The following is a 21,469-nucleotide window of genomic DNA, read 5'->3' as shown; positions in this document are numbered from 1 at the left end:
CGTGCCCGCATGCAGACCAACACTCCGCCACGGAGCACGATTCGACTGACGCGTCGGGGCCGGATCGCCCTGATCGCGACCGGAGCCGTCGTCGCGGCCACCGCCGTGGCGGTGCCGCTGCTGACCATGGACGACGAGGACGAGCGCCCGACGTCCCTGCTGATCCCGGAGGGCTGGCGGGCGGGCCAGGTCTACGACGCGGTGGACAAGGCGCTGCGTCTGCCGGCGGGCAGCACCAAGAAGTCCCTGCGCAAGGCCGACCTGAAGCTGCCGAACGACGCCGAGGGCAACCCTGAGGGCTACCTGTTCCCCGCCACGTATCCGCTCGACGAGAAGTCCACCCCGGAGTCGCTGCTCAAGTTCATGGTCGCCACCGCGAACAAGAAGTTCAACGGCGGCCAGATCACCGCGGGCGCGCAGCGCAACGCGATGAACGTCTACCAGGCCGTGACGATCGCGAGCATCATCCAGGCCGAGGCGGCCACCAAGGACGACATGGGCAAGGTGGCCCGCGTCATCTTCAACCGGCTGGAGCGGGGCATGCCGCTGCAGATGGACTCCACCATCAACTACGCGCTCAACCGCAGCACCCTGACGACCAGTGAGAAGGACACCAAGCTCGACAACCCGTACAACTCCTACCAGCGCATGGGACTGCCTCCGACGCCGATCGCCAACCCCGGCGAGGAGGCGATGCGCGCGGCGATCAACCCGACCCCGGGGGACTGGCTGTACTTCGTCACCGTCAAGCCGGGCGACACGCGCTTCACGGCGGTCTACGAGGAGCATCAGAGGAACGTCGCCGAGTTCAACCGGAACCGGAAGAGTGTCGCGCCCTCCCGCTGACCGGCGGGCGCGCGTCACGAACGCCCGAGCCGGGGACCGACGGGGCGTCACGCGGTGGCCGGGACCTCCGCGAGCAGCCGCCTGATGTCCCTGACCGCCGAGCGGCCCGCCCGGTTGGCGCCGATCGTGCTGGCCGAGGGGCCGTAGCCCACCAGGTGGACGCGCGGGTCGGCGACCGCACGGGTGCCGTCGACGCGGATGCCGCCGCCCGGCTCACGCAACCGCAGCGGAGCCAGGTGATCGATCGCCGCCCGGAACCCGGTCGCCCACAGGATGACGTCGGCGTCCACATGCCGTCCGTCGTCCCATGCCACGCCGTCCGGGGTGATCCGGTCGAACATGGGAAGCCGGTCCAGGACCCCGTCCGCCAGGGCCTGCCGGATCGCGTCGTTCAGAGGCAGGCCCGTCACGGACACCACGCTCCCCGGCGGCAGGCCCCGGCGGACCCGCTCCTCCACGAGCGCCACCGCCGCCCGTCCCACGTCCTCGCTGAACGGACCCTCGCGGAAGACGGGCGGCCGCCGGGTCACCCAGGTCGTCTCGGCCGCGTACGGGGCGATCTCCATCAGGTGCTGAGTGCCGGACGCGCCCCCGCCCACCACCACGACCCGCGATCCGGCGAACTTCTCGGGACCCGGGTATTGCGCGGTGTGCAGCTGACGGCCCCGGAAGGTCTCCTGGCCCGGATAGCGCGGCCAGAACGGCCGGTCCCAGGTGCCCGTCGCGTTGATCAGCGCCCGCGTCGACCACGTACCGTCCGAGGTCTCGACGAGCAGCCGGCCGCCCTCGCCCGCACGGACCCCGCTCACATCGACCGGCCGGCGCACCCGCAGGTCGAAGGTGCGCTCGTACGCGGCGAAGTACTCGGCGATGACCTCGGACGAGGGGCGTGCGGGGTCCGCGTCCGTCAGCTCCAGGCCCGGCAGGCTGTGCATCCCGTGCACCTTGCCGTACGTCAGCGACGGCCAGCGGAACTGCCAGGCCCCGCCCGGCTGCGGCGCGTGGTCCAGCACCACGAAGTCACGCTCCGGTTCGAATCCGGTGCGTCGCAGGTGATGGGCGCTGGACAGGCCCGCCTGTCCAGCGCCGATGACGACCACGTCGACCTCGCGTACTGCTGCCCCGGTGCTCTCCACGACCCTGCCAACCGGACCGGGGTCCGGTTTCTTCCCGGCCGGCGGCCTCAGCGGCCCCCGGCGACCAGCAGCGGCACGCCACCGCCCACGGCCGCGCCCGGCAGCAGTCCGCGGGCCGCCAGGTCCGGGATCACCCCCTCGCCGAACCAGTACGCCTCCTCCAGGTGCGGGTAGCCGGAGAGCACGAAGTGCTCGATGCCGAGCGCGTGGTACTCCTCGATCCGGTCGGCGACCTCGGCGTGACTGCCGACCAGGGCCGTCCCGGCGCCGCCGCGCACCAGGCCCACGCCCGCCCACAGGTTCGGGGAGATCTCCAGTCCGTCGCGTGAGCCGCCGTGCAGTGCGAGCATGCGCTGCTGGCCCACCGACTCGCTGCGCCCGAGCGCGGCCTGGGCGGCGGCGATCGTCTCCGCGTCCAGGTCGCCGAGCAGCCGGTCCGCCGTCGACCAGGCCTCGGCGGCCGAGTCCCGCGAGATGGTGTGCAGACGGATGCCGAAGCGGACGGTGCGCCCCTCGCGCTCGGCGAGCGAGCGGATCCAGTCGATCTTCTCCTTGACCTGGGCGGGAGGCTCGCCCCAGGTCAGGTACACGTCCGCGTGCCGGGCGGCGACGGGACCCGCGGCGGGCGAGGAGCCGCCGAAGAAGATCTCCGGCAGCGGGTCCGGCGGCAGCGCCGTCAGCCCGCCCTCCACCTGGTAGTGGGTGCCGTCGAAGTCGTACGGCTGTCCGCTCCACACCCCGCGCACGACGGACAGGAACTCGTCCGTGCGGCTGTAGCGGCGGTCGTGGTCGAGATGGTCACCGAAGCGGCGCTGCTCGGCGGAGTCGCCGCCGGTGACCACGTTCAGGAGCAGCCGCCCGCGGGTGACGCGCTGGTAGGTGGCCGCCATCTGCGCCGCGAGGGTGGGGGAGATGACGCCCGGCCGGAACGCCACCAGGAATCTGAGCCGCTCGGTGTGCTGGGCGAGCGCCACCGTCGTCAGCCAGGCGTCCTCGCACCAGGTGCCGGTCGGGGTGAGGACCGCCTCGAATCCCAACTGCTCGGCGGCCTTGGCGATCTGGGCGAGGTACTCGATGTCGGGCGGGCGCACACCGCTGACCGGACGGACGCGGTCGACGGGGTTGGAGGCGTAGGCGTGCCGGTCCACGAGGGTGCGGCCGTCACCGCCGGTCGGCAGGAACCAGTGGAGATGGACGGTCACCGTCAGGACTCCTTCGGCACGCGCGGGGCGGTGGTCGAGGCGGGCAGGTCGCCGTTGAAGCGGGTGTCGACGAAGTCGCCGAAGTCGACCTTGCGCGGGATCAGCTTCAGGCCGGCGAAGGCGTCGACGATCTCCTGCTCGGAGGCGACGAGCTTGTCGTCGACGGCCACCGGGACGCGCGAGGCGTTGGTGCGCTTCACCGACGCCAGCGCCACCTCGTACGGCAGCCCGGTGTCCTTCGCCCACACCTTCGCCCAGGCCTCGGGGTGGTCGTAGACCCAGTCCTGGGCGCGCCGCAGCCGCTCCAGGTAGTCCTTGACGGCCGCCTCCTTCTTCTTGTCCGCGAGGGCGCCGGGCGCGGCCACCTGGAAGGTGAGCCCGTTCACCACGCCGTCGCCGTCGGTCAGGACGCGCCCCTGCCCGGCTTTCAGCACCTGGGAGGTGTACGGGTCCCAGACCGCCCAGGCGTCCACCTTGCCGCTGGTGAAGGCGGCGAGGGCATCGGCGGGCTGCAGGTACTTCACCTCGACGTCGCTCAGACCGAGCCCGGCCTTCCGCAGCGAGGCGACCAGTTGGTAGTGGGCGGACGAGCCCTGCGCCACTGCGACCGACTTGCCCTTCAGCTCCGCGGGCCTCTTCAGCGACGACTTCTCCGGTACGAGGATGGTGTCGCCCCTGGACGTGCCGTGCCAGGCGGCCACCACCTTGATCTTCGAGCCCGCGCCGGCCGCGAAGACGGGCGGGGTGTTGCCGACGCCGCCGATGTCGACGGCCTTGGCGTTGACCGCCTCCAGCAGGGGTGGCCCGGACGTGAACGTCGACCATTTGATCTTGTAGTCGAGGTCCTTCAGTTCTCCCGCGGCCCGCAGCACGGCTTCCGAACCGCCCTTCTGGTCACCGACGTTGAGCGTGAGCGAGCCCTTGCCGTCGGTCCCGCCACCCGTCGAGGTGTCGGCCGCCGAGTTCCCGCCGCAGGCGGCGAGCAGGAGAGCGAGGGGGAGGAGCAGAGTGGCGGGGGCGAGGCGTCGGCGCATGGCGATTTCCGTTCGGTCGGTTCAGGTGAGGGTGGGTCCGGTCCGCTGCACGCGCGGCGCCGGGGTGGAAGGGGTCAGGCGGCTTCGGCGGCGGTGTCGACGCCCAGCCGTTCCAGGAGTTCGGCGCGGAGTTCGGCGAACCGCGGGTCGGTGATGTCGCGCGGGCGGTCCAGGTCGACACGGGTCTCGTACGCGACGACCCCCTCGTCCATGACCAGGACGCGGTCGGCGAGCAGCACCGCCTCCTCGACGTCGTGGGTGACGAGCAGGACTGCGCAGCCGCGGTGCTGCCACAGCCGGCCGACGAGCCGCTGGGCCTTGATGCGGGTGAGGGCGTCGAGGGCGCCGAAGGGCTCGTCGAGCAGGAGCAGGTCGGGTTCCCGGACCAACGCGCGTGCCAGGGAGGCACGTTGGGCCTCACCGCCGGACAGCGTCTTGGGCCAGGCGTCCGAGCGGTGGGTGAGACCGACCTCGGTCAACGCCCGTTCGGCGACGGCCCGTTCGGGCTTGCCGGGCAGGCCCAGGAGCACGTTGCGCCACACCTTCTTCCACGGCATCAACCGGGGCGCCTGGAACGCGACTGCCTTGCGGCGCGGTACCAGCACGGTGCCCTCGATGTCCCGGTCGAGTCCGGCGAGGATGCGCAGCAGGGTGGACTTGCCGCAGCCGCTGCGGCCGAGCAGCGCCACGAACTCGCCCGGCTGGACGTCCAGTTGCAGGTGGTCGATGACGGCGCGGCCGTCGAAGGAACGGGTCAGGCCGTCCACGCGTACCGCCGGTGCCGGTACGCGCGCGGTCTTCTCGGTGGTCACCGGCCGGTGAACGTCGGTCGCCATTGCAGCAGCAGCCTTTCGAGGGAACGGACGACGAAGTCGGCGAGCAGGCCGAGGAAGGCGTAGACGATCAGGCAGACCACGATCACGTCGGTGCGCAGGAAGTCCCGGGCCTGGACCATGAGGAACCCGATTCCGGCGTCGGCGTTGATCTGCTCGGCGAAGACGAGCGCCAGCCAGGCGATGCCGAGCGAGTAGCGCAGGCCCGTCATGGCGCCGGGGAGCGCCCCGGGTAGGACGACGTGGCGGACCAGCCCCCACCGGGACAGCCCGAGGGATTCACCGGCCTCGATGAGCTGGGAGTCGACGCCGCGGATGCCCGCGTACACGTTGAGGTAGAGCGGGAAGGACACGCCGAGGGTGATGATCGCGACCTTCGGGGCCTCGCCGATGCCGAACCAGATGATGAACAGCGGGATGAGTCCGACGAACGGGACCGTCCGCAGCATCTGGACGCTGGCGTCGACCAGGTCCTCGCCGATCCGGAACAGCCCCGAGACCAGGGCGAGTCCGGTGCCTACGACGGTGCCGAGGAGCAGTCCCACCGCGACGCGCTGGAGGGAGACGCCCATCGCGTTCGGCAGCGAGCCGTCCGTGATCAGGTCCCGGCCGACGCGGGCGATGGTGCCGGGTGAGGCGAGGACATCGGAGGTCAACACCCCTGTCACGCTGAGGAGTTGCCACAGGCCGAGCAGCAGCAGCGGACCGGAGGTGCGGCGCAGCCAGCGGGGGACGCGGGCGCGCCGGCTGGAGGCGGGGACGATGGGTTCGAGTTCGGGCGACGCCTGTCCGGCGACGGCGTCGTTCTTGGAGATTACCGATATGTCGGACTCTGTCGAGTCCGGCGGGGCATGGCTGATGCTCATGAGTGCTCCACGGGAGGGAGAGCGACCGAAGAGGGATGCGCGTGGGCGCCGCCGCGCCGGCGGGTCAGCCCGTCAACGGGCAGACGGGTGACCGGACGTGCGAGTGCTGGGCGGCGCGCAGGGGCACGCTGGACGAGCGGGGTGAGAGGGCGTCAGCAGCCGCGGCGACACGCGGCGGAGGCCACCCGCAGCAGGTCGATGTGACCGCGCGTGGTGAGCAGGGCTGAACGCAACATGCGGCAGAAAGTAGCCATGCGGCATGTGCACGGTCAATGGCGTCTCGCGGAATGGACTCCGCGTATCACCGCGAGCGCGCCGGGTCGCGTGTGAAACCCGGCTTATGGGTCAGGATGGGGTCATGTCCGAAGCCTTCACCACGCGTGTCCTGAACATCGCCTCCGGCACGTCCGAGAACGTCGTCGACCTCACCCGCGACTGCGAGGCATTCCTGAACGAGGCGGCGGCAGGGCGCGACGGCCTGCTGAACGTGTTCGTCCCGCACGCCACCGCCGGAGTGGCGATCATCGAGACCGGGGCCGGCAGCGACGACGACCTCCTCGCCGCCCTGCACACGCTGCTTCCCGCCGACGACCGCTGGCAGCACCGCCACGGCAGCCCCGGCCACGGCCGCGACCACGTCCTCCCGGCCGTCGTCCCGCCGCACGCCACCCTGCCGGTGATCGCCGGCCGGCTGGAGCTCGGGACCTGGCAGTCGGTGTGCCTGGTGGACACCAACAAGGACAACCCGGAGCGGAAGGTGCGGTTGTCGTTCCTCGGATAGTGGCTGCTGCGGGCCTGTGACGTGGGCCTGGGACTGCGAGCGGGGTCTCAGGGCGCGCTGGGCGATGGTCTGGCCGCGTCCTTCGCGTGAGGCCTGCCGGACTTCGTGGCAGCCGACGGGCCCCGACGGCATGTCTCCATCGGGGCCCGTCGCGACAGTTCTCAGCCGCCGAAGCGGAGCTTGTACTGCGTCTTGCCGTTGGGGAATTCGTCGAGTGTCCCGCCGCCCCAGTCGAGGTCGAAGTACGCCTGGTACTTCGAGTCCTGGACCAGCTCGGCCATCCGGTCGATGAAGTAGGGCGAGTCCCCTCCCCCCGCGTAGGCGTCGCCCTTTCGGTACAGACCCCATTCCGGATACGACTTCGCCTTGTTGTGCGCGGCGGCGAACGTTTTGAACTCGTTCACGCCCATGGCGGTGGTGAGCGTGTGGTTCCATCGCTGAGCAGGTGTAGCGCCCGGGTGCTGCCACCACACGTCGTAGATGTTCAGCCCCACGATATCGACGTAACTGTCGCCGGGGTAAAGCGTCTCGAAAGACGTGACCTTGCCCGCGGGGCCCACGGCCATGTTGTAGTCGAACTGGAAATCCGCTCCGGTACGGGCACGCATCAGGGTGACCACCCGACGGAACATCGCCCGATAGGCTGCCGGGTCGTCAGTTCCCTGCCAAGGTCCGATGTTCCTGTTGTTGCCCTCGTATCCGAGGCGAACGACGGAGTTGCCCAGACCGTTCTTGATCATCAGGTCGGCGAGGTCTCGGAACTGGCTGTCGTACGTGCCACTGAGGCCCGCCGTGAAGTTTCCGCCCTTGGGCAGCATCGGCAGACCGAGCACGAACCGCCGGTCGGCCCTGGCCTTCTTCCAGTCGCCCCAGTACTTGGTCGCGTACCCATTCCACAGCGTGTTCTCGGACGGATCCAGGTAGTCGGTCGCGTCCACCTGCGACCGGTCGAGCCACGTCTGGGTGTTGTCCACCGCAGCGGTTTTCCCTGGGCCGACGTATACGCCCAGACGGGAGGACGTGATGGCACCCTCTGACGGCATGATCATGGACGTGAGGATAATTGCCGCCATGGCCAGTACCGTCGCCAGTTTTCGTTTCATTCCCGTCCTTCTTGACCGGCCGGTGCAGGGCCGGTGCTTCGGCGCCGCGGCTGTATGAGCCCCCGGCTTCCCGGTGGCCCAGTCATTCTCAGAAGGTCCACGTGTGCAGGCAATGAAAGATCCCTACTACGTGGATTCGTAGAAGTAGGGAGTCTTGTCAGGGCGTCATCGGCGTGGTGTCCCCGGTATCGGGCAGGCGCCGTTGCTTCTGTCGAACCGTCAGGGCACGGATGGCGACCGCTGCGAGAGCAGGAATGTCCGGAAATCCGAGCACCGGTTTCACGGCGTGAATAGATTGTCCGTTATAGGACAATTGATCCGGTATGCCGGAGGGGGCTGACTGCTATCCGGCATCGTTGGAGCCGTATGCGGCATGACGCATGTCACAGAGCCCGCGACAGGCATCGCCGTACGGCCGGCCCGCCCGCGGTTCGGACGGCCTCACGACGGCTTGCGCCACACCGAGATGTGCTGGGGCGAGTCCTGGGTGAACGGCGCGCCGTTCCAGTCCGCGAGACGGCGCTCCAGGGTGAGTCCCGCGATCCGGGCCATCAGGTCCAGCTCCGCCGGCCAGGCGTACCGGTGCCGGGACGCGCCGCGGCGATAGCGGCCGTCGTCGCCGTCCCGGGTCAGGTGGTGCGAGACGAGGATCTGCTCGACCAGGTCGAAGGTGTCGAAGCCCAGGTGCCCGTCCGAGACATCGAAGGGCACCGCGGTCTGCCCGGGCGGCAGGAACCGCAGGGGCGGCACCCCCAGCTCGATGACGAAACGGCCCCCCGGCGCGAGGTGGCGCGCGGCGTTGTGGAAGCACTCGACCTGCTCGTCCTGGGTGAGCAGGTTCGAGATGGTGTTGTAGACGAGGTAGACCAGGGTGAACTCGCCGGGCACGCGGGTCGAGGTCATGTCCCCGAGGGCGACCGGCAGGGTGTCCTCGCCGGCCTTGCGCCGCAGCACGGCCAGCATGTGCTCGGACAGTTCGACGCCCGCCACGGGGACTCCCCGCTCGCACAGGGGGACGCCCACGCGCCCGGTCCCGATCGCGAACTCCAGCGCCCGTCCCTCACCCGCCAGCCCGGCGAGGAAGTCGAGTGTCGGGGCGAGGAAGGCGGCCGAGGTCCTCTCGCCCTCCTCGGCGTCGTAGCGTTCGGCGGTCGCCCGGTTCCATACTTCGCTGCTCGTCACGGTCGGTCAGCCTGCCCGCCGCCTCGCGTCGCTGTCGACCGAATAACCCCCCGGCCACCGGCCGGCGCCGGGACCACGGCGTATGCCTCCGCCCCTGTCCGAAGCGGGCGGAGGCCTACGTGGGGGTCGGGCCGTCCGGTCTAGGAACCGGTGCGGCCGGTCACGTCGGACATCGTCCACCGTTGGTTGGCACCGGAGTTCGGGGTCCAGACCGTGACGGCCGCGCCCTCCGAGGTGGCCTGGCCGCCCACTTCGAGCAGCCGGCCGTCGGCGGCGTTGACCAGGGTCCAGGAGCCGTCGCCGGTCGTCGACGCGATCCACTGGGCGGCCCTGTCCGTACGGCCGTGGTCCGCCTCCAGGACGGGCGCGCCGTCCCGCACGGCCACCCGCCGTCCCTGCGCGGGGTCGGTCAGCACGTACCGCTGGAGGTTTCCGCTGTCGTGGCCGGTGCGGCGGAGCTGCCACCGCTGCCCGTCGCCGCCCGCCTCCGTGCCCGCGGACCTGATGACGAGCCCGGTGCCGTCGTCCGCGACGGTGAGGGCCTTGCCGCTCTGCACGCCGGTCAGCCGGTAGGTGTGGCCCTTCTGCGCGAGCGCCGCGTCCTCGGCGGCGCCGGACACGCCCTTGACCAGGAAGGACGTCACGGACTGGGCGGGCACGGTCAGGGTGGCCCGACCGCCGGTGACCCGGACGGGAGCCCCCCGGTCGAGCTTGCCCTCGGCGCTCGTCACGACCGGCGTCACCGTCGCGCCGCGCGCGATGTGGCCGAACTTGGACAGGTCGATCGTCACCGCGCGGGCGTCGAGGGTCCTGTTGACGTGGACGACCGTCGCGGCGTCGCGCTTGCGGGAGACGGCCGCCGCGCTCGCCGTGTCGTCGGTGCCGATCAGGCGGTCACCGGGCTTGATGTAGTGGGTGAAGTTGCGCGCGGTGTCGAACTTCGTGTTCGTGCGCACCGGGCAACTGGCCAGGGTGTCCGCGGACGTGCAGCTGAACGGGACCTGGATACTGCCCCAGTTGCCGCCCTTCGCCGACTCGCCGCCCGGCTCCATGTTGTCCAAGTCCTCGACGGGCTGCCAGAACACCCAGGCCCGCGGCTCCAGTTCGCGCAGGTCGTCGACCATCTGCTGGGCGAGGCCGAGTCCGGGCCGCATGTCCGTGAAGCTCTGGCCGTCGCCCCAGTCGCCCTCGACCTCGCTCATCCACAGCGGTTTGCCGGCCGCCTTGGCCAGGTCGCGCACGCTGGTGCGGCCGCCGGTTCCGTAGGTGTGGACGTTCATCTGGCCCACGAGGTCGCGTACTTCGCCGGGGTAGGTGTTCCAGTTCTGCGCGAAGAGGCTCGGGTTGGTCTCGTCCATGGCGGAGATCTCGGTGCCGGTCCTCGCCTTCCTCAGTGCGGGGGCCAGCGCCTTGATCACCTTCTGCTGGAGCTCCGGGCCGATGTGAGCGCCTTCCTGACGGCCGCCGACCGGCTGTCCGTCGGCGCCCAGGCGCGTACTCCAGTACTCCGTGTTGGGCTCGTTGAAGGGATCCAGGGTGTCGACCTCGATGCCGTGCGCCTTCTCCAGCCGCTCGGTCGCGCCCGCCAGATAGGCCGCGAAGTCGTCGACGGAGTCGTCCCTCAGCTGGTCCTGGTTGGCGTCGAAGCCGCCGGAGACGTATCCGCTGCGGGTCATGAACCAGGGGGGCGAGTTGCTGAACGTCTCCCAGTGGTCGATGTCGTCCTTGATGCGGTCCACCCACCAGCGCTGCGTGGCGTCGGCGTCCGGGTTCCAGTCGGCGGCGTCCGTGGCGTGCCACCAGTCGGTGTCCTCACGGGTCGTGCCCGCCGGGGCCTTCCACCAGCCCTCGACGGCGCCGCCCGCGCGGAGATAGTCCTTCACGTCGGGGGCGTTGCCGCCGCCAATGTTGTAGCGGGCGATGTTGAGGGCGAGGCCGTCGTCGCCGAAGAGGAGGTCGGCGAGCCGCTCGCGTATCTCGGGTGGGTAGTCGCCGGTGGCGTTGGCGAACCAGACAAGGCTGGTGCCCCAGCCCTCGAAGCGCTGCGCCTGGTACGAGGGGTCGGGCGAGACGGTGACGGCCGACGCCGCCGTCTCCGCCCGCGCGTGCGTCGGTGGTGCGTTGACCAGGGTCGCCCCGAGGGTCAGAGCGGTGACCCCGAGGGGTCCCAGAAGCCGTCGTGTACGGGTACGGCGTGCCAACGTGTGCTCCCAACTCGTCTGTGGTCGCTGCGGTGGTCCGTCGTGCCCCGCGGGCGGGGCACGACGGTGTGCCCCCTCGAATCAGGCGTGGATCAGGCTCGACTCAGGGGTGTCGGAGGTCGGGCTGGCGCAGTACGGCGACGTCCCGGGGCGGCAGGACGAGCGCGCCGTCGGCGTCCTTCCGGCCGATCAGGAGTTCCCCGTCGAGTCCGGCCAACGGCACCGGCGCGTCGGTCCGGTTGACCAGGAACAGGTAGCGGGCGCCGGAGCCGCGGCGCACCGTCAGTTCGACGTCTCCCCGTGCTGCGTCGGGCAGTTCGGAGGTGACACCGGCCGGGGTGAGCAGCCGGGGGAGCAGCCCGGCGAGTCCGTCCGCGCCGAGCCGGGTGGACACGTACGCGGCCGAACCCCGGCCCACCGTGCGGCGCGTGACGGCGGGCAGTCCCGTGTGCGCACCGCTGCGGTAGCGGCCCAGGACGTCCACGTCTAGGTCGGTGACGGTGATCCGGTCGGTCCACAGGCTGCCGGTCGGGGCGCCGTCCAGGTCCAGCTCGACGGCGTCGCCGTCCAGCAGCGGGCCGAACTCCTCGACGCGGATGCCGAGCAGCTCGCGCAGCGCCCCCGGGTAGCCGCCGAGCCAGACGTGGTCGTTCTCGTCGACGACACCGGAGAAGTACGTGGTGACCAGGTGGCCGCCCTGCTCGACGTACCGGGTCAGGTCCTTGGCCAGCGCGGTCGGGACCATGTGCAGCACGGGGGCGATCAGCAGGTCGTAGCGGTCGAGTTCGGCCTGCGCGGTGACGACGTCGGCCCGGACGCCGAGCGCGAGCAGCGCCGAGTACCAGTCGAGGGCCTCCTGGCGGTAGTCCAGGCGGGAGGTCGGGTGGGAGTCCTGCTCGCTCGCCCACCACGACTCCCAGTCGAAGACGATTCCGACGCGGGCGGGCTCGCGTTCGGTGCCGGCGACGGGGGCCAGCGTCCGCAGGGTGCTGCCGAGTGCGGTGACCGCGCGGAACAGCTCGCTGTCGGGTCCGGCGTGCGGGACCATCGCCGAGTGGTACTTCTCGGCGCCGGCCGCCGACTGGCGCCACTGGAAGAAGCAGACGGCGTCGGCGCCGTGCGCGACGTGCACCAGCGAGTCGCGGGCCAGCTCGCCGGGCCGCTTCGCCACGTTGATCGGCTGCCAGTTGACGGCGCTGGTGGAGTGCTCCATGAGGAACCACGGACGGCCGGCGGAGATGCCGCTGACGAGGTTGGCGGAGAAGGACAGCTCGTCGCGGTCCTGCGGGCCGGGCACGACGTAGTGGTCGTTGGAGACGAAGTCGATCTCGGCCGCCCAGTCGGCGTAGTTCATGCCCTTCGTGCCGCCCATCACCATGAAGTTCGTGGTGACCGGAACGTCCGGGGTGAGCTCGCGCAGCACGTCGCGTTCCGCGCGCAGGTACTCCTTCAGCGCGTCGGACGAGTAGCGCTTGAAGTCCAGCTGCTGGGTCGGGTTCGGATGCGAGGCGGCCAGCCGGGGCGGCAGGATCTGCTCCCAGTCGCTGTAGCGCTGGGACCAGAAGGCCGTTCCCCAGGCGTGGTTGAGCGCGTCGAGCGTGCTGTAGCGGGCGCGCAGCCAGACGCGGAAGGCGCGGGCGGCGTCGTCGGAGTAGTCGTAGACGTTGTGGCAGCCCAGCTCGTTGGAGACGTGCCAGGCCACCAGCGCCGGATGGTCCGCGTACCGTTCGGCCATCGCGCGCACCAGGCGCAGCGCGTGCTCGCGGAAGACGGGGGAGGTGGGGCGCCAGTGCTGCCGCGCCCCCGGCCACAGCGTCTCGCCCGAGGCGGTGACGGGAAGGATCTCCGGGTGGGCCGTGGTGAGCCAGGGCGGCGGGGAGGCGGTTGCGGTGGCCAGGTCGACCCCGATGCCGCCCGCGTGCAGCAGGTCCATGATCTCGTCGAGCCAGGCGAAGTCCCACTCGTCCGGGGCGGGCTGGATGCGGGCCCAGGAGAAGATCCCCACGGAGACGATGTTGACGCCGGCCTCGCGCATCAGCCGGACGTCCTCGGCCCACACCTCGCGCGGCCACTGCTCGGGGTTGTAGTCGGCGCCGTACGCGAGGCGCGGGGTGGGGTCACCGTCCGGCCCGTGCTGCAGCCGGGACAGGAGGGTGGAGATCATGGTGGTCCTTCCGGTGTGCCGCCCGGGGCGGGGGAGTGGATCGGCCACCCCGGGCGGCGACGTGAAACGGTGTGCTCAGACAGCTCGGTGACGTACCGTCAGTTCTCGACGGTGAAGCCCTGCTCCTTGCCGTACTTGACGGAGGCGTCCTGCCAGGACTTCAAGCCGTCGGCGAGCTTCGTGCTGCCGACGTAGGCCTTGCCGACGGTGTCGTTGAAGATCGAGTTGGCGTACTGCTGGAAGGGCAGGTACGACCAGTCGTCGGCGACGTTGGCGGCGGAGTCCGCGAAGATCTCGTTGGCCTTCTGGCCGCCGAAGTACTCGAACTCGGTGTTGCGGAACTCCTCGGACTCCAGCTCGGCCTTGGTCGCCGGGAAGGCGCCCTCCTTGACCCGGCTCTGCACACCGGCACCGGAGTTGGCGTACTCGACGAAGGCGTAGGCGAGTTCCTTGTTCTTGCCGAGCGTGGGCAGGGCCAGGGAGCTGCCGCCGTTCTCCGCGCTCGCCTTGTCGCCCTTCGTCCAGGCCGGCATCGGCGCGGCGCGCCAGTCACCGGAGGCGTTCGGCACGCCGGTGACGAAGTTGGCGGGCATCCAGGCGCCGCTGGCGAGGGTGGCTATGGTGCCGTCGCCCAGGCCCTTGTACCAGTCGTCGGTCCAGCCGTTGATCGGCGCGAGGAGCTTCTCGTCGATCAGCTTCTGCCAGGTGTCGGTGTACTTCTTGGCGCCCGCGTCGGAGAAGTCGACCTTCACCTTGGTGCCGTCGACCTTGTAGGGGCGCGAACCGGCCTGCCACAGCATGCTGGTGGTGAAGCCCGCGTCGCCGGCGTCGTTGGCGATGTAGACCTTCGGGTCGGCCTTGTGCAGCTTGCGGGCCGCCTCGACGTACTCGTCCCAGGTGGTCGGCACGTCGATCTTGTACTTGTCGAAGATCTTCTTGTTGTAGTAGAGCGCCATGGGGCCGGAGTCCATGGGCAGGCCGTAGACCTTGTCACCGTCGCTCACGGCGTTCCACGGGCCCGGGGTGTACTTGTCGGCGAGCTTGTCCGCGCCGAAGGGGGTCAGGTCGGACAGGCCCTTGGTGAGGGAGTACTGGCCCAGCGCGAAGTACTCGACCTGCGCGACGTCGGGAACACCCTTCTCGGCCGAGATCGCGTTCGACAGCGCGGTGTAGTGCTTGTCGCCCGACCGCTCGCCGACCAGGTTGATCTCGACCTTGGGGTACTTCTTCTCGAAGTCGGCGGCGACCGTCTTGAGCGTGGGCTCCCAGGCCCAGACCGTGACCTTGCCGCCCTTCTTGAGAGCCGCCTGGACGTCGTCGGCGGAGACCGGCTTCTGACCGGAGCTGTCGTCGTCGGAGCCTCCGCAGGCGGTGGCGCCCAGGGCGAGGACGGAGAGGACGGCGAGGCCGCGCATCAGGCGGCTGGTCGTTCTGCGCATGGAGGTGCTTCCACTTCTTCGTGGGAGGGACGGGCGGTGGGTGGAGGAGCCGGGACCGGCCGGCGTGGTGGCCCGGGAGCGGGTCATTCCTTGACGCTTCCGGCGGCGAGGCCGGACTGCCAGTACTTCTGCAGCAGGAGGAACGCCGCGATCAGCGGCACGATGGTGAGCAGCGAACCGGTGATCACGAGGTTGAAGATCACGTCGCCGCCGATCGTCTCGGCCTGGGAGTTCCAGGCGCTCAGGCCGAGGGTCAGGGGATACCAGTCGGGGTCCTTGAGCATGATCAGCGGCAGGAAGTAGTTGTTCCAGGTCGCGACCGTGGTGAACAGCAGGACGGTCACGATGCCCGGGGCCAGCAGCGGCAGGGCGACGCGGAAGAAGGTGCGCGCCTCGCCCGCTCCGTCGATGCGGGCCGCCTCCAGCAGTTCGACGGGGATGGCCTCGGTGGCGAAGACCCACATCAGGTAGAGGCCGAAGGGCGAGACCAGCGAGGGGATGATCACCGCCCACGGGGTGTCGGTCAGCCCCATCTTGCTGAACATCAGGAAGGTCGGCACCGCCAGAGCGGTACCGGGCACGGCGACGGCGCCGATGACCACGGCGAAGACGCCGCGCTTGCCGGGGAAGTCGAACTTGGCCAGCGCGTAGCCGCCGATGATCGCCAGGAAGGTGGCACCGCCGGCGCCGAGCACGACGTACAGCAGGGTGTTGAGGAGCCAGCGGCCGAAGATGCCGTCGTTGTAGGTGAACGTCTGGCGGATGTTGTCCCAGAGCGCGAAGTCGTCGGCGAACCACAGGCCGGAGGAGTCGGCGAGCCCCTGCTGCGTCTTGGTGGCGCTGATCAGCAGCCACACCAGGGGCACCACGGTGTAGACCAGGATCAGTCCGGTGAGCACGGTCAGCGGGAGGCTGCGCCGGGGCCGTCCGGGGACGTGCTCGGCGCGCTTGCGCAGACGGGGCACGGCCTTGACCGGGCGGTCCGGCGGGGCGGCCGCGGACGGGGAGACGGTGGCTGGGCTGCTCGTGCTGCTCATCGAGGTCACGCTCCCTTGCGCATGCCGCGAAGCTGCACGACATAGGCGATGACCATCGTGATCAGGCCCATGATGATGGCGACCGCCGCGGAGTAGTTGTGCTGCTGGCCGTTGAAGGACAGCGAGTATGTGAAGAAGTTCGGGGTGTAGTCCGTCGTGATCGCGTTCCGCGCCAGCGGCCGCAGGATGTTCGGCTCGTTGAAGAGCTGGAAGCTGCCGATGATCGAGAAGATCGTCGCGATCACCAGGGCGCCGCGGATCGCGGGGAGTTTGATGGCGGTGATGACGCGGATCTGCCCGGCGCCGTCGATCTCCGCGGCCTCGTAGAGCGAGCTCGGGATGACCCGCAGCGCTGAGTAGAAGATCAGCATGTTGTAGCCGACGAACTCCCAGGTGACGATGTTGCCGATGGAGGCGAGCACCAGGTCGCTCGACAGCGGGTCGGGCAGGGTGACGCCGAACGCGTCGTTGATGTCACCCACCAGCCCGTACTTGGTGCCGTACATGAAGCCCCACATGAGGGTGGCGACCACGGCGGGCACCGCGTAGGGCAGGAAGATCGAGATGCGGAAGAAGTCCGTGCCGTAGAGCCGCCCGCTGTCCAGGGCCAGCGCCACCAGCAGGGCGATCCCCAGCATGATCGGCACCTGGACCAGCAGGAACAGCGACACCCGGACCAGGGAGGACCAGAACTGGTCGTCCTGAAGCGCCTGTTGGTAGTTGTCCAGGCCGACGAAGGTCGTGCCGCCGATGAGCTGGTCCCGGAAGAGGCTGAGGTAGATCGAATAGCCGATGGGCGCCAGGAAGACGAAGGCGAAGACCACCGCGAAGGGGCCGATGAACCCCCATCCCGCCCAGGAGCGGCGGTCCGGTTTCGCCGGGGGCCGCTCCGGGCGCCGGCGCACGGCCGCGGGGGGTTGAAGCGTCGTCATGTCGTTCCTCGCTCGTCCATCTCGGAACCGGCGTCGCACGCCGCCGCGATGTTTACGTAAACATGGAGGTCCGGACGGTGCCTCGGGCTGTTATGTTTACGTAAACATCTGATGGCGGCATGTCTACACTGCCCCAATGTCGGTGGTCAAGGGTCGCTTCGCGATACGGCGGCCCGGGTAGCGAGGGAGACGAGTGGACACCGCGGACAGCGCCTCAACACCGGTGGAACGGGCTCACGAACGCAGGGCGAAACCAGCCGGGCGTCGTACACAGAGTGCGTCCATGGCGGACGTCGCCCGACTCGCCGGGGTGTCCTCGCAGACCGTCTCGCGGGTCTCCAACGGCTACTCCGGAGTCAACGAGGAGACACGGCGGCAGGTGCTCGCCGCCATGAAGGAACTGGGCTACCGGCCCAACAGCGCCGCCCGCGCCCTCAAGCGCGGCGAGTTCCGCACCATCGGCGTGATCACCTTCAACCTCTCCACCACCGGCAACATGCGGACGCTGGAGGCCATCGCCACCTCCGCCGCACAAGAGGGCTACGCCGTCACGCTCCTGCCCGTCGCCGTGCCCACCCAGGACGAGGTGCGGGGTGCCTTCTCCCGCCTCGGCGAACTCGCCGTCGACGCGGTCATCGCCATCATGGAGGTGCACCTCCTCGACGCGGCGACCATCTCCCTGCCGCCCCATGTGCAGGTCGTCGTCGCCGACTCGGACGCCGGTGACCGCTACTCCGTGGTCGACACCGACCAGGCCGGGGGAGCGCGGGCGGCCGTCCGGCACCTGCTGGACCTCGGACACCCCTCGGTCTGGCACCTCGCCGGCCCCGAGGAGTCCTTCGCCGCGCAGCGCCGTGCCGACGCCTGGCGGGCCGCGCTCACCGAGGCCGGCCGCTTCGTGCCGCCCGTCGTACGGGGCGACTGGTCGGCGGAGTCCGGCTACCGGGCGGGACTCCGGCTCGCCGACGACGAGGCGTGCACGGCGGTGTTCGCCGCCAACGACCAGATGGCGCTGGGCCTGCTGCGGGCGCTCCACGAGCGGGGCCGCCGGATCCCCGAGGACGTCAGCGTCATCGGCTTCGACGACATCCCGGAGGCGAGCTCCTTCCTGCCGCCCCTCACCACCGTCCACCAGGACTTCGCGGAGGTGGGCCGCCTCTGCGTCGAGGGCGTCCTGCGGCGGATGCGCCATGAGGGCGCGGAGCACGGCACCACGCTCGTCCCGACGAAGCTCGTGGTGCGCGGCAGTACGGCGCCGCGCGGCTAGCGGTCGTCCGGGGGGCTCCCCGCGTCGCAGACATCCGCGTTCCGCCCGGCGGTTGTCCCGTCGTCGTGCCGGTGTTTCCGGTGTGGGTCATGAGGTGAGCTGTGACGGGTAGTCATGAGGCTTGTGTGATGCGGATGTTGATGCCTGGTGTCGAGCGCGTCAGGTGAACTCGGGTGCTGGGTGCTGGGTGCCGGGAACCGCGTGCAGGGTGCCGGGGCGGTGTCTTGTCGGTCGGGGTGAGGGGTGGGTCGTGGTGAGGGCGAGCAGGGATCCCTGGATCCGGGAGCTGCGCAGGGGGCGGCAGCCGGTGGCGCACGTGGTGTTCTTCCCGCACGCCGGAGGCGCGGCCACGTTCTTCACGCCGTTCGCCCCGCACTTCCCCGACGAGTTCGACCTCTCGGCCGTTCAGTACCCCGGGCGCCAGGAGCGGCTGGCCGAGCCCTTCGTCCCCACCGTAGAGGGCCTCGCCGACCAGGTGGTGCCGTCGCTCCGGCGCTACGCCGAGACGCACGTGCCCCTCGTACTGTTCGGCCACAGCATGGGGGCGACCGTGGCGTTCGAGACCGCCGTCCGGCTGGCCGCCGCACACCCGGGGGCACCTCGCCATCTGGTCGTCTCCGGGCGTTCGGCCCCGTCGGTGCACCGGAGTGAGGGCGTGCACCACGGCTCGGACCAGGAGGTCATGGACCATCTCGCCGCGCTCGGCGGGACCGGTGACGGCATCGTGCACAGCCCGGACCTGATGGAGCTGCTGCTTCCGGCCATCCGCAACGACTACCGTGCCGTCGAGCTGTACCGCCCCGCCGTGCACACCACGGTGCCCGTGCCGGTGCTCTGCCTCACCGGCGAGCAGGACGCGCGGGTGACGCCCGAGGATGCCGCCGCCTGGAAGCGGCACACCTCCGGCGACTTCCGGCAGGAGTCCTTTCCCGGCGGCCACTTCTTCCTGTCGGAGCACCGGGCGGCCGTGGCCCGGCTCGTGGCGGACCGTGCCCGGTCCGCGCCGTGGGGGACCGGTCGGGACTCCGGCGGCTGAGGGCGGTCGCTCGGCGTCCGGGGCTTCAAGTCGAAGGCCCTGCGGGTGAGTTCGCCCTGCGGCCGATGGTGACCGTGTGTCGTCGAGCCCCGGTCCCGTCGGTGTCATGTGCGGGGAGCACCGGCCTCCGGCGGATGCACGTGCCCGCGCACAGGGCGTGACCGTGCGCCCCCGTGCGCCCGGCCGCGGGGGCCGGCGTCCACGAGCGGCCAGCGGCCGGAATCTGTCGCTCCAGGCCCTCGCGGGGAGGCCCCCGAGCCTGACCGGACGGGCCGGGCGAACCGCCGCCGAAGCCGAGCGCGTGGCGAGATCTGGCAACTGACGTGCCACGTCCAGGGGTTGCGGCCCTGGTGGGAGCGCCCCTCGGCGTACGCCCGGCGGGAACGGCCGAGTGTCGTGGGTGCTCGCACGTTTGAGAACGGGCGGACAGGGCACCCGCCGGAAGCGGCGATCCGGGCGGACCGTCGTGCACGCGGATGAGGCCCCGGGAAAGCTACTCGGTGGTCACATCGGACGGGCTGTGACCAGCACTCTCCGTTCAACTTCTGGGGGTTGCTATCACATGACTCGCCATGAAGACTGTGGGCCGAGTTCGACCGGGACGAGGATGTCCTGGAGTACGCACCGTGCCTGGAACGAACAGGATCTGTCGGCGTGCGTACCCACGCATCCCGCCCCGGGTGACCGGAGTCTGCGGGCCTCACACGTGTTCGTGTGAGCTGGGACAAGCCCCGCGCAGTGGCTGCGCGGGAAGATGCACTGGGGGAGCTGTGATGTCGGCATGGCCCGCAAGGCAGGTGCCACCGTCCGTTCACGCACCGGCGACGAGCCGAAGTACGGTGCGGAGGGCGTGTTGACCCTTCGCGAACGACTCCACTGACCTCGCGGACGGCCACCGTACGGGCCGGCGCGGAGGCTGCCGGAATCAGGGGGATCTCGGCGTGCCGCCCGTGAAGGGCGCGCCAACCGGCGTACAACCGGGGGGAGTTCGGCCGGACGGCCGTTGAGCGGGGCGCTCGCCACGGCGCCCTCGTCCCCGTCGGCCGGGTCCGTACGACGCCCGCTCACCGGCCGGCGTCCGGCGGCCCGGACACGCCGCACACCATCGCTCCACCAGTGATTTCGCTGTGCCTGCACGCCCACATCTCAAGGGAGAAAAGGTGACAAGCAAGCAACTGACGGAGGCTTCCTTAGTCTGGGACGTCCTGGCCGACCGGTGGCGGTCGTTGCGGGAGACCGGCCCCGTCCGCCACGACGAGGCGCAGGGCGTGTGGCAGGTCGTGGACCACCAGGGTGTCGCCGCCGTCCTGGCGGACCAGGCCACCTACTCCTCGGACATGTCCCCGATCGCACCCACCCAGCAGGACTTCGACACCTTCCGGCAGGGCAACTTCGTCGGCATGGACCCGCCGGAGCACCGCAAGCTCCGCGCCCTGGTCAGCCAGGCGTTCACCCCCCGGGTGGTGCAGGGACTGGAAGCGCGTATCGAAGCCGTCTGCGCGCGATTACTGGACACGGTCGACGACCGTGACCGGTTCGACCTGGTCGACACCCTGGCCTACCCCCTCCCCATCATCGTGATCGCCGAACTGCTCGGCGTACCCCCCGAGGACCACACGCTCTTCCAGGACTGGGCGAGCACCCTGTTCAGCGGCGACCAGCTCGGCGAGACGCCCGACATGGCCGACCTGGAACGGGCGCTGGAAGCCATCGCGCCGACCGTGCGCGAGATGAACGGCTACATCCTGGAGCACATCCGCAACCGCCGCGCCCACCCCGGCGACGACCTCACCAGCAAGCTCCTCGCCGCCGAGGTCGACGGCGTGCGCATGGCGGACCAGGAGATCGTCGGGTTCGTCGCCCTGCTGCTGGTCGCCGGGCACATCACCACAACTGCCCTGCTGGGCAACGCCGTCGGCACCTTCGACCGGCATCCCGGCTCGCTCGCCGCGCTGCGCGCCGACCCCGGCGGACTGCCGGACGCCATCGAGGAGGTGCTGCGGTGGCTTCCGCCCTTCCCCGAGCTGGGACGCCGTGTCACCAGGCCCGTGGTGCTCGGCGGACACGAGATCCCCACCGACTCGCTGGTGATGGTGAACCTGGGCGCGGCCAACCGGGATCCCGCCCGGTTCGCCTCGCCGGACGTCCTCGACCTGCGCCGCAGCCCCAATCCCCACCTGACGTTCGGCCACGGCATCCACTTCTGCTTCGGCGCGCCGCTGGCCCGGCTGGAAGCGCGCATCGCGCTGCGCATGCTGCTTGAACGTTTCCGCACGCTGGACGTCCCGTCCTACGACGACGTCACGTTCCAGAACCCGGCCGTCATCGTCGGCGTACGCCATCTGCCGGTCGAAGTCACCCGCCCCTAGCCCTGCGCAGATCTCCCCCGGCCCGGCCCCGCCCACCTCGC

General features: G+C 70.4%; 18 protein-coding genes. 5 read left to right on the top strand and 13 right to left on the bottom strand.

All coding sequences use genetic code 11. The annotated features are described in order from the left end of the window. Positions 1-9 precede the first annotated feature (9 nt). Positions 10-846 (top strand): endolytic transglycosylase MltG, encoded by an 837-nt coding sequence (gene mltG / locus ACFYQQ_RS15250; RefSeq protein WP_355779430.1) that lies wholly within the window; start codon positions 10-12, stop codon positions 844-846. A 47-nt stretch (positions 847-893) separates the two neighbouring features. On the opposite strand, the gene ACFYQQ_RS15245 is transcribed toward mltG, so the two are convergent. The 6 genes from ACFYQQ_RS15245 to ACFYQQ_RS15220 all read right to left on the bottom strand — a co-directional run bounded on the left by ACFYQQ_RS15245 (position 894) and on the right by ACFYQQ_RS15220 (position 6,153). Further along, positions 894-1,982: an NAD(P)-binding domain-containing protein gene (locus ACFYQQ_RS15245; RefSeq protein WP_355779427.1), complete on the bottom strand. Its 1,089-nt coding sequence runs from the start codon at positions 1,980-1,982 to the stop codon at positions 894-896. A 47-nt stretch (positions 1,983-2,029) separates the two neighbouring features. Further along, a complete protein-coding gene (locus tag ACFYQQ_RS15240) occupies positions 2,030-3,184 on the bottom strand; it encodes an LLM class flavin-dependent oxidoreductase (protein WP_355779425.1) in 1,155 nt (384 codons plus the stop codon). Positions 3,185-3,186: 2 nt separating this feature from the next. Further along, positions 3,187-4,218 carry an ABC transporter substrate-binding protein gene (locus ACFYQQ_RS15235; protein WP_355779422.1) on the bottom strand — a complete coding sequence of 344 codons (1,032 nt, stop codon included), beginning with the start codon at positions 4,216-4,218 and terminating at the stop codon, positions 3,187-3,189. 74 nt (positions 4,219-4,292) lie between these two features. Beyond that, entirely contained in the window at positions 4,293-5,054 is a 762-nt protein-coding gene (locus tag ACFYQQ_RS15230; protein WP_355779419.1) for an ABC transporter ATP-binding protein, read from the bottom strand. Continuing rightward, positions 5,027-5,917 (bottom strand): ABC transporter permease, encoded by an 891-nt coding sequence (locus ACFYQQ_RS15225; RefSeq protein ID WP_355779417.1) that lies wholly within the window; start codon positions 5,915-5,917, stop codon positions 5,027-5,029. Before ACFYQQ_RS15225 ends, ACFYQQ_RS15230 begins: the two co-directional genes overlap by 28 nt. Positions 5,918-6,069: 152 nt before the next feature. Then, positions 6,070-6,153 (bottom strand): putative leader peptide, encoded by an 84-nt coding sequence (locus ACFYQQ_RS15220; protein WP_349817350.1) that lies wholly within the window; start codon positions 6,151-6,153, stop codon positions 6,070-6,072. A 122-nt stretch (positions 6,154-6,275) separates the two neighbouring features. On the opposite strand from ACFYQQ_RS15220, the gene ACFYQQ_RS15215 reads away from it, so the two are divergent. After that, complete coding sequence (locus tag ACFYQQ_RS15215; RefSeq protein ID WP_355779414.1) at positions 6,276-6,698, top strand: secondary thiamine-phosphate synthase enzyme YjbQ; 423 nt, start codon at positions 6,276-6,278, stop codon at positions 6,696-6,698. A 161-nt stretch (positions 6,699-6,859) separates the two neighbouring features. Here ACFYQQ_RS15215 and ACFYQQ_RS15210 read toward each other — a convergent pair whose 3' ends face one another. The 7 genes from ACFYQQ_RS15210 to ACFYQQ_RS15180 form a co-directional block, all read right to left on the bottom strand. Then, positions 6,860-7,801 carry a glycosyl hydrolase gene (locus tag ACFYQQ_RS15210; protein ID WP_355779412.1) on the bottom strand — a complete coding sequence of 314 codons (942 nt, stop codon included), beginning with the start codon at positions 7,799-7,801 and terminating at the stop codon, positions 6,860-6,862. A 441-nt stretch (positions 7,802-8,242) separates the two neighbouring features. Continuing rightward, the gene (locus tag ACFYQQ_RS15205; protein ID WP_355779409.1) at positions 8,243-8,983 is read right to left on the bottom strand and encodes a class I SAM-dependent methyltransferase; all 741 of its coding nucleotides are present in this window, start codon (positions 8,981-8,983) and stop codon (positions 8,243-8,245) included. A gap of 140 nt (positions 8,984-9,123) precedes the next feature. Further along, on the bottom strand, positions 9,124-11,184 hold the full coding sequence (locus ACFYQQ_RS15200) for an RICIN domain-containing protein (RefSeq protein ID WP_388904743.1): 2,061 nt from the start codon (positions 11,182-11,184) through the stop codon (positions 9,124-9,126). Positions 11,185-11,287: 103 nt separating this feature from the next. Then, entirely contained in the window at positions 11,288-13,348 is a 2,061-nt protein-coding gene (locus ACFYQQ_RS15195; RefSeq protein WP_388904741.1) for a beta-galactosidase, read from the bottom strand. 98 nt (positions 13,349-13,446) lie between these two features. Continuing rightward, complete coding sequence (locus ACFYQQ_RS15190; RefSeq protein ID WP_355789517.1) at positions 13,447-14,787, bottom strand: sugar ABC transporter substrate-binding protein; 1,341 nt, start codon at positions 14,785-14,787, stop codon at positions 13,447-13,449. Positions 14,788-14,870: 83 nt separating this feature from the next. Further along, positions 14,871-15,824 (bottom strand): carbohydrate ABC transporter permease, encoded by a 954-nt coding sequence (locus ACFYQQ_RS15185; RefSeq protein ID WP_355789520.1) that lies wholly within the window; start codon positions 15,822-15,824, stop codon positions 14,871-14,873. A 5-nt stretch (positions 15,825-15,829) separates the two neighbouring features. Then, the gene (locus tag ACFYQQ_RS15180) at positions 15,830-16,756 is read right to left on the bottom strand and encodes a sugar ABC transporter permease (RefSeq protein ID WP_356164428.1); all 927 of its coding nucleotides are present in this window, start codon (positions 16,754-16,756) and stop codon (positions 15,830-15,832) included. A gap of 283 nt (positions 16,757-17,039) precedes the next feature. On the opposite strand from ACFYQQ_RS15180, the gene ACFYQQ_RS15175 reads away from it, so the two are divergent. The 3 genes from ACFYQQ_RS15175 to ACFYQQ_RS15165 all read left to right on the top strand — a co-directional run bounded on the left by ACFYQQ_RS15175 (position 17,040) and on the right by ACFYQQ_RS15165 (position 21,428). After that, the gene (locus ACFYQQ_RS15175) at positions 17,040-18,023 is read left to right on the top strand and encodes a LacI family DNA-binding transcriptional regulator (RefSeq protein ID WP_355786317.1); all 984 of its coding nucleotides are present in this window, start codon (positions 17,040-17,042) and stop codon (positions 18,021-18,023) included. A 250-nt stretch (positions 18,024-18,273) separates the two neighbouring features. Further along, complete coding sequence (locus ACFYQQ_RS15170) at positions 18,274-19,059, top strand: thioesterase II family protein (RefSeq protein ID WP_388904738.1); 786 nt, start codon at positions 18,274-18,276, stop codon at positions 19,057-19,059. Between the two features lie 1,160 nt (positions 19,060-20,219). Then, the gene (locus tag ACFYQQ_RS15165; RefSeq protein ID WP_355793391.1) at positions 20,220-21,428 is read left to right on the top strand and encodes a cytochrome P450; all 1,209 of its coding nucleotides are present in this window, start codon (positions 20,220-20,222) and stop codon (positions 21,426-21,428) included. Positions 21,429-21,469 lie beyond the last annotated feature (41 nt).

It is taken from the genome of Streptomyces sp. NPDC005496 (assembly GCF_042872045.1).
Taxonomy (GTDB): domain Bacteria; phylum Actinomycetota; class Actinomycetes; order Streptomycetales; family Streptomycetaceae; genus Streptomyces.
The sequence above is the reverse complement of the archived record's forward strand: the minus strand, read 5'-3'. Positions and strand labels throughout refer to the sequence as shown.